The 14,906-nt window shown below is 66.3% G+C and carries 9 protein-coding genes; 2 read left to right on the top strand and 7 right to left on the bottom strand.

Translation table 11 applies throughout. The annotated features are described in order from the left end of the window. Window positions 1-52: 52 nt before the first annotated feature. The 5 genes from LMF57_RS09090 to LMF57_RS09070 all read right to left on the bottom strand — a co-directional run bounded on the left by LMF57_RS09090 (window position 53) and on the right by LMF57_RS09070 (window position 7,252). Window positions 53-1,279: an AGE family epimerase/isomerase gene (locus LMF57_RS09090; protein WP_099842387.1), complete on the bottom strand. Its 1,227-nt coding sequence runs from the start codon at window positions 1,277-1,279 to the stop codon at window positions 53-55. After that, window positions 1,276-2,271 carry a carbohydrate kinase gene (locus LMF57_RS09085; protein ID WP_229291263.1) on the bottom strand — a complete coding sequence of 332 codons (996 nt, stop codon included), beginning with the start codon at window positions 2,269-2,271 and terminating at the stop codon, window positions 1,276-1,278. Before LMF57_RS09085 ends, LMF57_RS09090 begins: the two co-directional genes overlap by 4 nt. A 7-nt stretch (window positions 2,272-2,278) precedes the next feature. Then, window positions 2,279-3,592 (bottom strand): L-fucose:H+ symporter permease, encoded by a 1,314-nt coding sequence (fucP, locus tag LMF57_RS09080; protein ID WP_025874796.1) that lies wholly within the window; start codon window positions 3,590-3,592, stop codon window positions 2,279-2,281. 75 nt (window positions 3,593-3,667) lie between these two features. Next, entirely contained in the window at window positions 3,668-4,717 is a 1,050-nt protein-coding gene (locus LMF57_RS09075; protein WP_140226575.1) for a LacI family DNA-binding transcriptional regulator, read from the bottom strand. A 96-nt stretch (window positions 4,718-4,813) separates the two neighbouring features. After that, window positions 4,814-7,252, bottom strand: coding sequence for a GH92 family glycosyl hydrolase (locus LMF57_RS09070; RefSeq protein ID WP_208081517.1), 2,439 nt, complete (start codon window positions 7,250-7,252; stop codon window positions 4,814-4,816). A 1,031-nt stretch (window positions 7,253-8,283) separates the two neighbouring features. Between LMF57_RS09070 and LMF57_RS09065 the strand changes: the two genes are divergently transcribed. Together LMF57_RS09065 and LMF57_RS09060 are read left to right on the top strand one after the other, a co-directional pair. Beyond that, the gene (locus LMF57_RS09065) at window positions 8,284-11,361 is read left to right on the top strand and encodes a TonB-dependent receptor (protein ID WP_229291262.1); all 3,078 of its coding nucleotides are present in this window, start codon (window positions 8,284-8,286) and stop codon (window positions 11,359-11,361) included. Window positions 11,362-11,523: 162 nt separating this feature from the next. Then, window positions 11,524-11,718, top strand: a complete 195-nt coding sequence (locus tag LMF57_RS09060; RefSeq protein WP_025874804.1) for a heavy-metal-associated domain-containing protein — start codon at window positions 11,524-11,526, stop codon at window positions 11,716-11,718. 77 nt (window positions 11,719-11,795) lie between these two features. Here LMF57_RS09060 and cueR read toward each other — a convergent pair whose 3' ends face one another. Further along, window positions 11,796-12,248 carry a Cu(I)-responsive transcriptional regulator gene (gene cueR, locus LMF57_RS09055; RefSeq protein ID WP_117310278.1) on the bottom strand — a complete coding sequence of 151 codons (453 nt, stop codon included), beginning with the start codon at window positions 12,246-12,248 and terminating at the stop codon, window positions 11,796-11,798. Window positions 12,249-12,260: 12 nt separating this feature from the next. Continuing rightward, a complete protein-coding gene (locus LMF57_RS09050; protein ID WP_229291261.1) occupies window positions 12,261-14,762 on the bottom strand; it encodes a heavy metal translocating P-type ATPase in 2,502 nt (833 codons plus the stop codon). Window positions 14,763-14,906: the final 144 nt, after the last annotated feature.

The following is a 14,906-nucleotide window of genomic DNA, read 5'->3' as shown; positions in this document are numbered from 1 at the left end:
CACGCCACGGCAGCGCCGGACCACGTCCGGCGAGCGCGCAGCGCGGCAGACCTCAACGCACGACGTTCAGCACTTCGTAGCACGCACCCATGGTGTGGTAATCCACCTTGCCGGCCGGGCTCTTCTCATCGCTGTACTTGCGGTTGTCGGCGTCGAGGATGCGGAACCATGCGCCGTATCGATGGTCGACGAAGTGCTCCCACGAGTACGCCCAGATACGGTCATACCACTGCCAATAGCGGTCGTCGCCGGTGCGCGCGGCCATCAGCGCAGCGGTGGCCAGGGTCTCGGCCTGCACCCAGAAATACTTGTCGTCATCGCAGACGAAACTGTCGCCGCCGATCGGCGCGCCGTCCATGCCCGGCTGCCGGCGCGACTCCGGGGCGAAGCCGTAGTACAGGCCACCGCGCACCTCGTCCCAGCTGCGCTCCACGGCCACATCGAACAGATGCTGCGCGGTCGGCACCAGCCAGTCGGCCTGCACGTGACGGTCCAGGATCAGCAACAGCTTGGCCCACTCGGTCTGGTGCCCCGGCTGGAAGCCCCACGGCCGGAACAGGTGCTTGGGATCGTCCAGGTTGTAGTCCCAGTCGATGTTCCAGTTGACGTCGTAGTGTTCCCAGACCAGACCGCCGGCCTTTGCCGCCTGGCGGCGGGTCATGTTGTCGGCCAGCTGCAGCGCGCGCTCGACATAGCGCTGCTCGCCACTGGCCTCGAACGCGGCCAGCATCGCCTCGCACATGTGCATGTTGGCATTCTGGCCGCGGTAGCCGGTGAAGTTCCACTGGCCGTCGGCCTCGTCCCTGTACAGGCCGTGCTCGGCCTCCCAGAAGCGCGCCTGCAGCAGCTGCCAGGTTTCGTCCATCCACGTGCGGGCTTCTTCGATGCCTGCCTTCAACGCACAGCTGTAGGCGAGCAGCACGAAGGCCACGCCATAGCAGTGGTTCATGTCGTCCTCTACCACACCATCGCGCAGGGTCCAGGCGTAGCCGCCGGTGGCCGGGTTGCGGTGAACCTCGCGCAGGTAGCGCACGCCGTGCTCGACCGCGTCGCGATACTCGGCGTTGCCGAATTCGCGGTAGGCCATGGCGTAGTTGAAGACGAAGCGGGTGCTGCTCACCAGATGACGATGGCTGGCATCGTAGATGCTGCCGTCGTCACGGAAGTAATGGAAGAAGCCGCCTTTCGGGTCGATGCAGCGCGGATGGTAGAACGCCATCGTGTCGGCGATGTGGGCGCGCAGGAACGCGGGGGAACGGAAATCGGGCGAGGTGCTCATGCGGGGAGATCCTGTAGCTGCAGCAGCTGCTGCACTTCATCGAACGAGGGCATTGCAGCGAACGCGCCCTTGCGGGTCACCGCCAGTGCGCCAACGGCGGCGCCGAAGCGCAGCGTGGCGGCGATCGCCTGCGGGTCCTGGCAGAACGCGGCAAAGCCCGCACCTGCCCCACCCCGCTCCAGCAGGCCAACCAGCACGCCGCCGACGAAGGCATCACCGGCAGCGGTGGTGTCCACGGTGGCGACGCGGAAACTGCTGACCTTGCCCTGCGTTTCACGGGTATACCAATGCAGCGTGGCGGCGCCGTCGGTGATGATCACCCAGCGTGCCTGCGCGGCCAGCAGGCGGCGCAGCACCAGCGCCTCGCCGTCATCGCCCAGCGGGGCGGCCAGGTAGTCCAGTTCCTCGCGCGACAGCTTGACCAGGTCGGCGCGCTCCAGCGCCTGCCACAGGCGCGGTGTCGGGTCGACATCGGCCGGCCACAGCGCCGGACGCAGGTTGAGATCCAGGCTGACCACCGCGCCGGCCGCACGCGCACGGTCCATGCCGGCGAACGTCGCTTCGGCGATGTCCGCTTCGGTCAGGCTGTTGGAACAGACGTGGAAACACTGCGCGCCATCGAAGCAGCCCGCCTGGAAATCGCTGTCACGGAACAGCAGGTCGGCGGCAGGCGGACGGTAGAAGCTGAAGCTGCGTTCGCCGCCCGCGTCCAGTGCAACGAAGGCCAGCGCGGTTTTGGCCGCGTCGGTACGCACGATGTAGTCGGTGCCGACGCCGTATTCGCTCAGGCTCTCCGCCAGGAAGTCGCCGAACATGTCGCGGCCGAGCATGCCGACGAACTGGGTCTTCGCGCCCAGCCGCGCGGCGGCCACCGCGACGTTGGCCGGTGCACCTCCGGCGTACTGCAGGAACGCGCGCGGGGTATCGGCCGAGGCCGGCGGTTGCGCTAGTAGATCGATCAAAATTTCGCCGAAGCAGACGATGGAACCCATTTTCGACTCAGCCTCCCTGCGTGCCGGCAGCCGGCGCGCGCGCGCCGACCAGTCCGTAGAAAATGATGTAGCCGTAGCACAGCAGCGGCAGGATGAAGCTGGCCTGCACACCGATGTGGTCAGCCAGGACGCCCTGCAGGTAAGGCACCACCGCGCCACCGACGATGGCCATGATCAGCAGGCTCGAACCCTTGCTGGTCAGCGGCCCCAGGCGCTCGATGCTGAGCGCGAAGATGGTCGGGAACATGATCGAATTGAACAGGCCGATCGCCACCACCGAGTACAGCGCGACATTGCCGGAGGTCATCATGGTCAGCGTCAGCAGGCCCACGTTGACCAGCGCGAAGATCGCCAGCAGGCGGCTCGGCGAGAAGCGCGCCAGCAGCGCCGAACCGGCAAAGCGACCGATCATCGCCATCGTCCAGTAGGCCGACACATAGTGGGTGGCTTCCTGCTCGCTGAAACCGCCGATGGTGGGCATCGACAGGTAGTTGACCAGGAAGCTGCCGATCGATACTTCAGCACCGACGTAGAAGAAGATGCCAAGCACGCCCAGCAGCAGGTGGCGCTTGCGCAGCGCATCCAGATAGCTGTGCTGATGCCCCTGGTCAGCCTGCTCGGTGGTGTCGTTCAGCGCCGGCAGGCGGAACAGGAACACGAACAGGGCCAGCAGCACCAGCGCCACGGCCAGGCCGACGTAGGGGCCCTGCACTGCGTGTGCCTCGGCGGTACGGTAGGCGAGCTGCTCGGCGGCCGGCAGCGCGGCGATCTGCTCGCCGCTCATGGCCGTGTTGGACAGGATCAGCATGCCGCCGAAGATCGGCGCGATGGCCGTACCCAGCGAGTTCAGCGCCTGCGCCAGGGTCAGGCGGCTGGAACTGGTCTGCTCCGGACCAAGCAGCGCGACATACGGGTTGGCCGCCACCTGCAGCACGGTGATGCCGGTGGCCAGCACGAACAATGCACCGAGGAAGGCGCCATAGACGCGCAGCTCAGCGGCCGGCCAGAAGCCCAGCGCACCGATGCCGGCGATCACCAGGCCGGCGACGATGCCCTTCTTGTAACCCAGCGCTGCAACCAGCCGCCCGGCCGGCAGCGACATCAGGAAGTAGGTGCCGAAGAAGGTGAACTGCACCAGCATTGCTTTGGCGTAGTTCAGCTCGAACACCGCCTTCAGATGCGGAATCAGGATGTCGTTGAGGCAGGTCAGGAAGCCCCACATGAAGAAGATGGTGGTGACCACGGCCAGCGCCTTGCCGTTGGTGACGGCAGGCTGGTTGCCCGGGGAACCCGATGGGCGGGGCGTTGCGGAGATCGGCATGCGGTACGCGCCTCGATGCGCGAAAGGTCGTTGGTGCGTGGAAGGGTGCAATCAGTTCAGGAGCGAAGCATCAATTCAATTCGGACGTGCGGCGCTGCTTTCGCGGATGCGCAACTGTACCGGGGCGACCGTGCGCCGTGGTGGCGCATCCGGTTCCTCCAGCCGCTGCAGCAGCAGCGAGGCCGCCTGCCGCCCGCGTTCGCGCGGGTCGGCCGTCAGGGTGGTCAACGGCGGCACGGCAACCGACGCTTCGGAAATATCGTCGAAGCCGGTCACCGCGAAGTCACCGCCGGGACGGATGCCGCGCGAGTTCAGGCCCAGCATCAGGCCCAGCGCGACGGTATCGTTGTAGCAGACCGCTGCGCTCGGCCGATGGCCGTCGACGAACAGTTCATCGGTGCGCGCGGCCGCTTCCAGGCGGTTGGGTGCAGATTCGATCATCCAGCCCGGCGGCAATGCCAGCCCGGCCTCGGCCAAGGCCTGCTGGAAACCGGCACGACGCTGGTGGCAGGAACTCGATGCCGCGTGGCCACCGAAGAACGCAATCTGGCGATGACCGCGCTCGATCAGGTGGCGGGTGGCCAGGTAGGCGCCATGCTGGTTGTCCAGGGTCAGGAAGTCCCAGTCGGCGCCTTCCAGTTCGCGGTTGAACAGCAGTACGTTGGCGTTGGCGCCCAGCACCTGCCGCAGCAGCATGGCATCGCTGCCTTCGGCCGGCGACAGGATCAGGCCCGCAGGCGTGTGTTCCATCAATGTCGACAGCACCGCCTGCTGCCGCTCGGGCGACTCGCCTGTACTGCCGAGCAGGGTCACGTAGCCGCGTCCGCCCAGTGCCTCGTCCACACCGGAGGCGAATTCGGCGAAGAACGGGTTGGACAGATCGTTGATGACCAGGGCGATGCTGGAAGACGTGCGCCGCCGCAGGTTCGCTGCAGCGCGGTTGTAGACGTAACGCTGGCGGCGCAGCTCAGCCTCGACCCGGGCGCGGGTATCGACGTTGACCAGCGGGCTGCCGCGCAGCACCAGCGACACGGTCGCGCGCGAAACGCCGATGGCACGGGCGATGTCGGTCACCGTCACCGCCTTGCCAGAACGCTTGCTGGAACTGTCGCTGTTGTCGTTCATCGTCTTCCCGCACTCCGATGGATGCTCAAGCCTAATGGATCGCGGCCCTGTCGTGCCGTGCCGTTCGCTGGGTTGCCTCGAACGGCACAGCCCGGCTCAGTGCAGCTGGCTGCCCGGTGCCGCGCACCAGGACACCGGCAGGTCCTTGACCGCGGTGCCCCAACCCTCGGTCGGCGCCCGCCCGTCCAGCGCGAAGCGCAGCTTCGGGCCCTGCTGCAGCTGGCTCCAGCCCAGCCATACCGGGGCATGTGCCTGGCCGTCGACCTGCACGCCCTGCACGTACTGCAGGCGGCGGCCATCGGCGCCAGGTGCCTCGATGCGCAGGGTGCGGCCATTGCCCAGCTCGACCTCGACCTTGGCAAAGCGCGGCGTATGCAGCAGGAACTCGCCGCTGCCCGGCACCGCCGGGTACACGCCGATCGCACTGAACAGGTACCAGGCCGACATCGTGCCGAGGTCATCGTTGCCGGTCACGCCGTTGGGTGCATTGGTGAACAGCTGCTGCGCTGCACGCACCACCGCTGCGGTCTTCCACGGCTGGCCGATCAGCGTGTACAGCCACGGCGAGTGCAGGTCCGGTTCGTTGTTCGGGTTGTAGCGGAACTGGTTGTAATAGCTGTACGGCCCGACCACCCACTCCTTGCGGGCGGCATTGAGGGGGTCGGCCTGCAGAGCGTCCATGGCGAAGAAAGCATCCAGGCGGCGGCCGGCCTGTTCGCGGCCGTCCATCGCTTCGACCAGGCCCGGCACGTCCTGCTGCGCCAGCCACTGGTACTGCCACGCCGTGCCTTCATGGAAACCGTGATGCGAGCGCGGGCTGTAATGGCCGTCAGCCGGGGTATACCACTGGCCATCTTCGGTGCGCGGGCGCGGGAAGCCGGTGAAGCCGGTCTCGGCGTCGCGCACCTGCGGGTCCCACACCTTGCGCCAGTTGCGGCCGCGCTCACGCAGCGTCGCCGCGTCCTGGGCATGGCCGAGGCCATCGGCCATCTGCGAAAGCGCGCAGTCGGCCAGTGCGTACTCCAGCGTTGCCGAACCACCATGATGGGGATCGACATCCATGCCCTTGGAGGGGAACGCGCGGTCGTAGACCACGTAGCCCTTGTCCAGGTAGGTCGGGTTGCCGGAGCGACCGGCAGCACGCGAGTTCAGCGGCGGCGTACCGAACGCATTGCGGCGCAGCGCATCCCATGCCTGCCCTTCGCGGCCCTTGAGCGCACCGAAGCGCCACAGGTCGACCATGAAGGGGGTGACCGGATCGCCGGTCATGATGTTGGTCTCGAAGTTGGCATAGCCCCAGCGCGGCAGCCAGCCGCCCTGCTCATCGATCGCCAGCAGGCTGCGGCCGATATCGCGCGCCACGTCCGGGCGCGTCAGTGCCAGCCACTGGTTCTGTGCACGGTAGGTGTCCCACAGCGAGAAGTACTCGTAGTAGGTCCAGCCATCGGCGCGATGGATGCCGTCGTCGTAACCGCGGTAACGGCCATCGGCATCGCTGCCGGTGAGCGGCTGCAGCAGCGCGTGGTACAGCGCGCTGTAGAACACGGTGCGGTCATCGCCATTGCCGCCCTGCACGCGCACGCGTGCCAGCTGCTCACGCCACGATTGCTGCGACAGCGCGCGCATGCGCTCGAAGCCCAGCAGCTCCCCGCCCTGCATGCCCTCGGCGCGCAGATTGGTGCGCGCACCTTCGGCATCCACATGCGAAATCGCGCTGACGGCGGTGACCGACTGGCCCTTGGCCAGGTCGAAGCTGAGCCACGCGCCGTTGGGCTTCTGTTCGCCTTCCATGCTGTGGCGCGCGCCCGGCAGGCCGCCGCCCTCGCCCCAGGTGCCATGCGCCTTGAACGGGCGGTCGAACTCGATGCGGAACCAGGTGGTGTACTGGTGCCCACCGCAGAAGCTCTTGGTGACCAGCTTGCCTTCCACCACGCGGTCACCCACCACATCGACCACGCTGCCGATCACCGAGTGGCGCTCGTTGGCCTGACCGACATTGACCAGCACGTGGCCATCGCCCTGGCGCTGGCTGAAGGTGTAACGCTCGGCAGCTGCGCGAGTGCGTGCGGTGGCTTCGGCGTCGATGCCGCCGTAGCTGGTCAGGCGCACCTTGTAGTAGCCGGCCTGGCCGATCTCACCGTCGTGGCTGTAGGCCGACGCATAGGTCTTGTGATTGAAGGCTTTCGCATCGGCGGTATCGAAGTCGCCGCCCGGGCCGATCGAACCGGTCACCGGCAGCACCGAGACCTGCCCACCCTGCTCCCAGCAACCGGCGCCGGACAGGAAGGAATGGCCGAAGCCGCGGATCTTGTCGTCGTCGTAGCGCCAGCCCGAATAGTGGCTGCCGATCGGGCTGACCTGGATCAGGCCGAACGGTGCCGAGGCACCGGGGAAGGTGTTGCCGTCATCCTTGCTGCCGATGAAGGTATTGACCTCGCGTTCCAGCGCGGCCGGTGCGGCCTGCAGCCAGGGCGTCACCGCCAGTGCCAGCAGGCAGGCGATGCGGGCCAGGGGCCGATGGGACAATGCCGACAGGCGGCGGGCGGGACGACGGTGGGACAACCTGGTCACGGGCAGGACTCCTTGGCGGCAGGGCGGCAGCGAAGAACCGGCCGCACAGGCCGAGCCCTCGTTTCCATCGGTACAAATCCGCACCCCGGCGGATTTAGATCGATTCAAGTAGAGCATGGGAATTTCGCCCAATGCATTCTGCGGCGCAGCATGAGCGGGGGGCTCGGCCGGGCTGCGCCCGGCACCTGCAGAGGCCTTCAAGCCAAGAAAACAGCAACAGCAACGGCGGGCTACCGAGCTGGGCGGGGCGGTATGGGCAGGCAGGACACGCCGTAGACCCATCCATGGGGGCTCGATGGCGCCATCCATGGCGCCAACGGTCCTGCCTGCCCATACCGCCCCACCCCTGACAGTTTCCCGAGATCTGGTAGATCCACGCCGTGCGCGGATGGATGTTCCTACCGATTTCGAAATCATCGAATGGCTTTCATCCATGCATGGCATGGATCCACGTGTCGACCAAGGTCGACACCTACCAACAGCAGCGGGAATCTGTCGAAGGTGGGGTGGGTCCGGTTGCGGGGGCGTGAGCGCCATGGATGGCGCGACCGAGCTTACAGGGACGTACTTGCAGCGTCCCCCGCAACCGGATCCACCCCGCCATCCCGCAGGAAACCAGCTGTTGCTGTGCTGTTGCCCTGGCCTGAAGGCCTCTGCGGGTGCCGGGCGCAGCCCGGCCGGTCCACCCCGTCTGCGCATGTAAACGCTTACAGCATTTTTCCGCGAAGGGTCATTTGCACGACACGTCGCTGCCATATTGCGCAGCAACATGCGTCGGCGCGTTGGCCGTGCTAAAAATCGCCCCGCCCATCGCTTAGATCGATCCAAGCCGACATCGCGATGGCCCGGGAGTTGGGGAGCAGGACAGGACGTGTCAGGCCATCTGCCAGGCGCTGTTGCATCTGCAGGGCGAAGGCAAGATCGGCATCACGAATTAGATCGATTCAAGTTTCCGCGTCAGTCAGTCACCGGATCAATCCAGGAGAGAGGGAGAGATGGCAATGAAGCATTCAACACGTACGCAGGGCCACGACGCGTTGTCGCTGGCCATCGCGCTGGCCCTGGCCGCCGCCGTCGCCCCGCTTGGCGCCTCCGCGCAGCAGGCGACAGCAACGACCGGCGCGCAGGACGCCACCACGCTGGACAGCGTCCAGGTCACCGGCTACCGCTACGCGATCGAAAAGAGCCTGCAGCAGAAGCGCGACGCCAATGCCGTGGTCGAAGTGATCACCGCCGAGGACGTTGGCAAGTTCCCCGACAAGAACGTGGCCGACGCGCTGCAGCGCGTGCCCGGCGTGGTCATCACCCGCAGCGGTGGCGAAGGCAAGTCGGTCAGCGTGCGCGGCCTCGCGCCCGACCTGACCCTGACCCAGTTGAATGGCAACTTCGTCGCGTCTTCGGAAACCAACAACGAAGCCACCCGCTCGTTCAACTACACCCTGCTGCCGTCGAACATGCTGTCCAGCGCCGAGCTGTTCAAGTCGCCGGAAGCACGTATCGACGAAGGCGGTATCGGCGGTACGGTGATCCTGCATACCCGCCGCCCGCTGGAGATGGAAGCCAACTCAGGCTACGTCAACCTGGAAGGCACCTCGTCGGACACCAGCCACGACGTCGATCCGCAGGTGTCGGCGCTGTACTCCTGGCACAGCAAGGACGAGCGCTTCGGCGTGCTGGTCGGCGTGACCCAGCAGAAGCGCACCAGCCGCACCATGGAAGCCAGCACCGAGGACTACCAGTGGTATGGCAACGGCACCACCGCCCGTGATGCCAACGGCAACCTGCTGGAACAGGACGGCATCCACTACTGGTGGGGCGAGTCCGGCTTCAACAACCAGACCGGCAAGAACTACAGCGAGTTCTTCATGCCGACCTCGGTGAACTTCGCGGTGAAGGAAGAGAAGCGCGAGCGCAAGGGCGGCCAGCTGACTTTCCAGTTCAAGCCGATCGACAATCTGACCCTGACCGCGAACTACTTCCGCTTCGAACTGCAGGGTGACTACACCCAGAACATGCTGAAGGTGCCGGAGTGGAACCTGGCCCGCTACAACGGCGACGGCAACTGGGCCGGTGGGCGCCTGCTCAACGGGCTGAGCTTCGATCCCAGTGGCAGCATCGTCACCGGCGCGCAGTACGAAAAGCTTGCCGGCAAGACCTATTACTGCAGCGAAGACCAGGCCGCCGCAGCTGGCCTGCCGCCGGGTGGCTGGGGTCCGGATGACTGCACCATCCCCACTCCGCAGCTGACCGGTGGCTACAGCAAGGAAAAGGCGCTTTCGCAGACGGCCGACCTGACCGTCGACTGGGACATCAGCCCGCTGTGGAAGGCCAGCTTCACCGGCGGCCGCACCTGGTCCAAGGGTGGCCCGTCGATGAATTTCCGCATGTCGGCCAAGCCCCGCCGCAAGGTCGGTGACCAGTGGCAGGCGGGCAACCACTACACCGCGTGGGACCTGACCGGCACGCCGTCGCTGACCGTCTCGCCGGACATCCAGCAGCAGCTGATGGCCGGCATCGCCGAGGTCGATACCGGCTCCACCGACTCGTCGTGGATGCAGACCGAGGTCAAGCAGAACTACTTCCAGGCCGACGTCACCAAGCTGTTCGAAGCCGGCTGGCTGGACTCGATCCAGTTCGGTGCCAAGTACCGCGACGGCCAGGTGCACCGCAATACCGGCAACACCTACTGGGTCTGCCAGGGCCTGGACCCGGCCGACTATGACAACAATCGTTACCAGGCCGGTTGCGATCCGACCGCAGGCAATGCGCAGCCGGGCTTCTTCCTGTCCAACCCGATCAGCAACATCGCCGGTGGCTTCAATGCCAACGTGTTCCCCGGCATCAACTACCCGGCCTACATCGACTACCTCAACCAGACCTACGGTGGCTCGCACAACCGTACCGAGGAAGACTTCGTCTACGACGTCAACGAGAAGATCTACTCGGGTTACTTCCAGGCCAACTTCCGTACCGACCGCGTGCGCGGCAACGTCGGCGTGCGCGTGGTGCGCACCAAGCAGTTCGCCCAGTCCAGCGATTCGGTCGAGCGTTTCAACGACTACTTCGTGGACAACGCCGCTGGTGCGCCGATGAGCTGCGATGACCCGGCTGCCGATCCGAACCTGCGTTGCCAGGGCGGCTTCGTGCGCCTGCCGGACAACCAGGTGCGCGACAAGGTCTATACCCTCAGCTCACTGGAAAAGACCTATACCGACTTCCTGCCGAGCTTCAACATCGCCTGGGACATCACCGACAACCTGGTGCTGCGCGGTGCCGCGTCGAAGGTAATCGCGCGCCCGGGCTACACCAGCATCGCCTATCCGGGCGGCCTGCAGTACATCAGCCAGGAATACAGCAATGATCGTCGGGTCGCTGGCGGCACCGACACCCCCGGCTGGTACGGCTCGGGCAGCAACAAGGCACTGGAGCCGTTCAAGGCGGTGCAGTTCGACCTTGGCCTGGAGTGGTACTTCAAGCCGGGTTCGGTTGCAGGCGTGGCGTTGTTCCGCAAGAACGTGGACAACTTCACCGTGCCGGTCGTGCGCGACCAGCAGATGAGCGTCGGTGGTGAAACGGTGGTGGTGCAGAAGTACAGCACCGAAGCCAACGGCCGCGACGGCGTGTCGCAGGGCGTGGAGCTGTATGGCCAGTACACCTTCGACTTCGGTCTGGGCGTGCAGGCCAACTACACCTACAACGACACCAACCTGGCCTCGATCGTGCTTGATGGCGAAGAGATCGGTTCGTCGCCGCTGGTCGGCAGCGCCAAGAACCAGGCCAACGTCACCGTGTTCTACGAGAACGAGAAGTTCCTGGCCCGTGCCTCGTACAACCGTCGTGGCGAAGTGGTGGGCGGCCTCAACAACGGCCTGACCACCTACACCAAGCCGTACAGCCAGCTCGATCTGAACGTGGCCTACAACATCACTGCGGACTGGACCGTGACCGCAGCAGTGCTGAACGCCACCAAGTCCGAGCTGCGCAGCTACATCGGCAACGACAGCCAGGCCCGACTGCTGTCCAACCTGTATGCCGGGCGCCAGCTGTACTTCGGCGTGAACTGGAAGTTCTAAGGCAGTACCCCCGCCTGCGGGCGGGGACGATCCTCCACGGCAGCCGCGCTGGTACAGGTGGCTGCCGTTTTTCGTGGGCCCTGCGCCGCGGGAACCCTTGACCCTGCCATCGTTGCAAGGTGCACACTGCCTCCACCCCCAAGTGCATCGAAGGAGCTACAGATGGAATTCCATGTGGAAGGCATGACCTGCGGCGGCTGCGCGCGCAGCGTGACCAAGGCGATCGAGCTGGTCGACCCGGCGGCGACGGTGTCGGCCGACCCGCCCAGCCGCCGCGTGCAGGTGCAGACCTCGGCCAGCGAGGCGCAGATCATTGCAGCGCTGACCGAAGCGGGCTTCCCGCCGCGCCCGGCTTGATCGCCTGACCCACTGCATGAACGATGCCCGCCCCGTGCAACTGCCGGGGCGGGCATTTTCTTTTCCGTATGTCGTCTTCAGGTCGTGCGCGCGCGCCTGCGTACCGCCCCGGTGGGCGCCGCCACCGGCGCAGCGCCCTCCTCGCCTTCGCCCAGCCGCTGCAGGATCGGGCACTCGGGACGATCATCGCCGGCGCAGCAGCTGATCAGTGATTTCAGCGTATCGGCCATCTGCCGCATGTTCTCGATGCGCTGTTCCAGATCATCGATGTGCTGCTCGGCCAGGCGCTTGACGTCAGCGCTGTGCCGCGAGGTGTCGTTCCACAGGCCCAGCAGGTCGGTGATCTCGGCCACCGAAAAGCCGAGATCACGCGCGCGACGGATGAAACGCAGCCGGTGCACGTCGGCCTGCGAATAGGCGCGATAGCCCGCGCCGGTACGGTCAGCTGGCGGAATCAGGCCGATCTGCTCGTAGTAGCGGATCATCTTGGCCGACACGCTGGATGCCTTCGATGCTTCACCGATGTTCATGCCATCACTCCTTTACTGGGCCGCATGGGACGCCTCGACCATCGGCGCCTGGAAGCGCCGCAGGCGCAGCGCATTGCCGAGCACGAACACGCTGGACAGGGCCATGGCACCGGCGGCGAACACCGGCGACAGCAGCACGCCCCATACCGGGTACAGCGCACCCGCCGCGACCGGAATCAACGCGGTGTTGTAGGCGAAGGCCCAGAACAGGTTCTGGCGGATGTTGCCGATGGTCGCCTTCGACAGCGCGATGGCATTGGGCACGCCCTGCAGGTTGCCGGACATCAGCACCACGTCGGCCGATTCCACCGCGACGTCGGTGCCGGTACCGATGGCCAGGCCCACATCAGCTTCGGCCAGCGCAGGCGCATCGTTGATGCCATCACCGACGAACGCAATCTGCCCGTAGGCCGCCTTCAACCGGCGCACCGCCTCCACCTTGCCTTCGGGCAACACCTCGGCCACCACTTCATCGATGCCGAGCTGGCGGGCGATGGCCTGCGCGGTGGCGGCGTTGTCACCGGTAATCATGGCCACCTTCAGGCCCAACTGGTGCAGGGCGGCAATGGCGGCCGGCGTACTCGGCTTGATCGGATCGGAGACGGCGATGATTGCCGCCAGGCGGCCATCGATGGCGGCATACAGCGGCGACTTTCCGTCGTTGCCGAGGCGGTCGGCCAGCGCAGCGAACATGCCGATGTCCACGCCCAGCGAACGCATGAAGCGATCGGCACCCACTTCCACCCGCGCACCGTCCACGCTGGCACGCACACCCATGCCGGTCACCGACTCGAAACCGACCATCACCGGCAACGCGATGCCCTCCTCCGTCGCCGCCTCGACAATGGCGCGTGCGATCGGATGCTCCGAGCGCGACTCCACTGCCGCCACCCGCGCCAGTACCTGCGCACGATCGAAGCCCTCGGCGATCTCCAGGTCGGTCAGCAACGGGCGGCCTTCGGTCAAGGTGCCGGTCTTGTCCACCGCCACCACCTTGGCGTCCTTCAACAGCTGCAGCGCCTCGCCTTTGCGGAACAGCACGCCCATCTCGGCGCCACGGCCGGTGCCGACCATGATCGAGGTCGGCGTGGCCAGCCCCATCGCGCAGGGGCAGGCGATGATCAGCACGGCAACCGCGTTGACCAGCGCGAAGGTCAGCGCCGGCGACGGCCCGAAGATCAGCCACACCAGGAAGGTGGCCAACGCCGCCAGCATCACCGCCGGCACGAACCACAGCGTCACCTTGTCGACCACGGCCTGGATGGGCAGCTTGGAACCCTGTGCCTGTTCAACCAGACGGATGATCTGCGCCAGCATGGTCTGCCCACCTACCGCCGTCGCACGCAGGGTCAGCGCGCCCTTCTGGTTGACGGTGCCGCCGACCACGCTGCTGCCGGCCGACTTCTCCACCGGGATCGGCTCGCCAGTGATCATCGATTCGTCGACGTAGCTGCGACCCTCGGTCACCTCAGCATCCACCGGCACGCGCTCGCCCGGACGCACTTCCAGCAGGTCGCCCAGCAGCACCTCGTTGATCGGGATATCGACGATGCGCCCTTCGCGACTGACGTGCGCCACCTTGGCCTGCAGGTTGACCAGGCGCTTGATCGCCTCCGAGGTGCGGCCTTTCGCGCGCGCCTCCAGGAACCGGCCGAGCAGGATCAGCGCGACGATCACTGCCGCCGCTTCGTAGTAGACATTCACGGTGCCCGGCGGCAGCAGGCGCGGGATGAAGGTGGCCACCACCGAATAGCCGAACGCCGCCGCGGTACCCACCGCCACCAGCGAGTTCATGTCCGGTGCCAGGCGCAGCAGCGCCGGGAAGCCCTTCTGGTAGAAACGCCGGCCGGGAATGGCCAGGACCAGCGTGGTCAGCACGAACTGCAGGTACCAGCTGGCCTGCATGCCGATTGTGGACATCACCCAATGGTGCATGCCGGGGATCAGGTGCGAGCCCATTTCCAATACGAACACCGGGGCCGCCAGCACGCTGGCCAGGATCAGGTCGCGCTTCAGCGCCACCCGCTCGGCATCCTTCTTTTCCGCCGCTTCCTCGTCGACCTGGGTACCGCCATCGATCGCGCGCGCCGCATATCCAACCTTGTCGATCGCCGCCACCAGTGCATCGATGCCGGCAACGCCGCGCACGGTCGCACGCTCGGTGGCCAGGTTGACGCTGGCGTGGCTGACGCCCGGTACGGCCAGCAGCGCGCGCTCCACGCGGCCGACGCAGGACGCGCAGGTCATCCCTTCCACGGCCAGTTCGGTGGTCGCGGCGGGTACTTCGTAGCCCACCTTCTCCACTGCCTGGATCAGCGCATCGCGGTCGACCGGACCAGAGGAACGGATGTCTGCGCGCTCGGTGGCCAGGTTGACCGACACGCTGGCGACCCCCTCGACCTTGGCCAGGGCCGCTTCAACGCGGCCAACACAGCTGGCGCAGGTCATGCCTTCGATCGGCAGGCTGATGGTGGAAGCCGTCTCGTGGACGGCGGTGGGGCTGGAGGTGCTCATGGCCTGGTTTCCCTGGTTCCATCTGGAGGATGGTGACCAGCCTAGACCTTGCCATCGTGGGAAGGTCAAATCCACCCCACCCCGCCAATGTTCCTGCCACGCATGGCGTGGCTGGCGCCGGGCCATGCCCGGCGCCGCCTTCCC

Source organism: Stenotrophomonas sp. SI-NJAU-1 (assembly GCF_020883215.1).
GTDB classification, from domain to species: Bacteria; Pseudomonadota; Gammaproteobacteria; order Xanthomonadales; family Xanthomonadaceae; genus Stenotrophomonas; species Stenotrophomonas indicatrix.
Note: the sequence above shows the minus strand (reverse complement) of the source record. Positions and strands in the feature narration are given on the sequence as shown.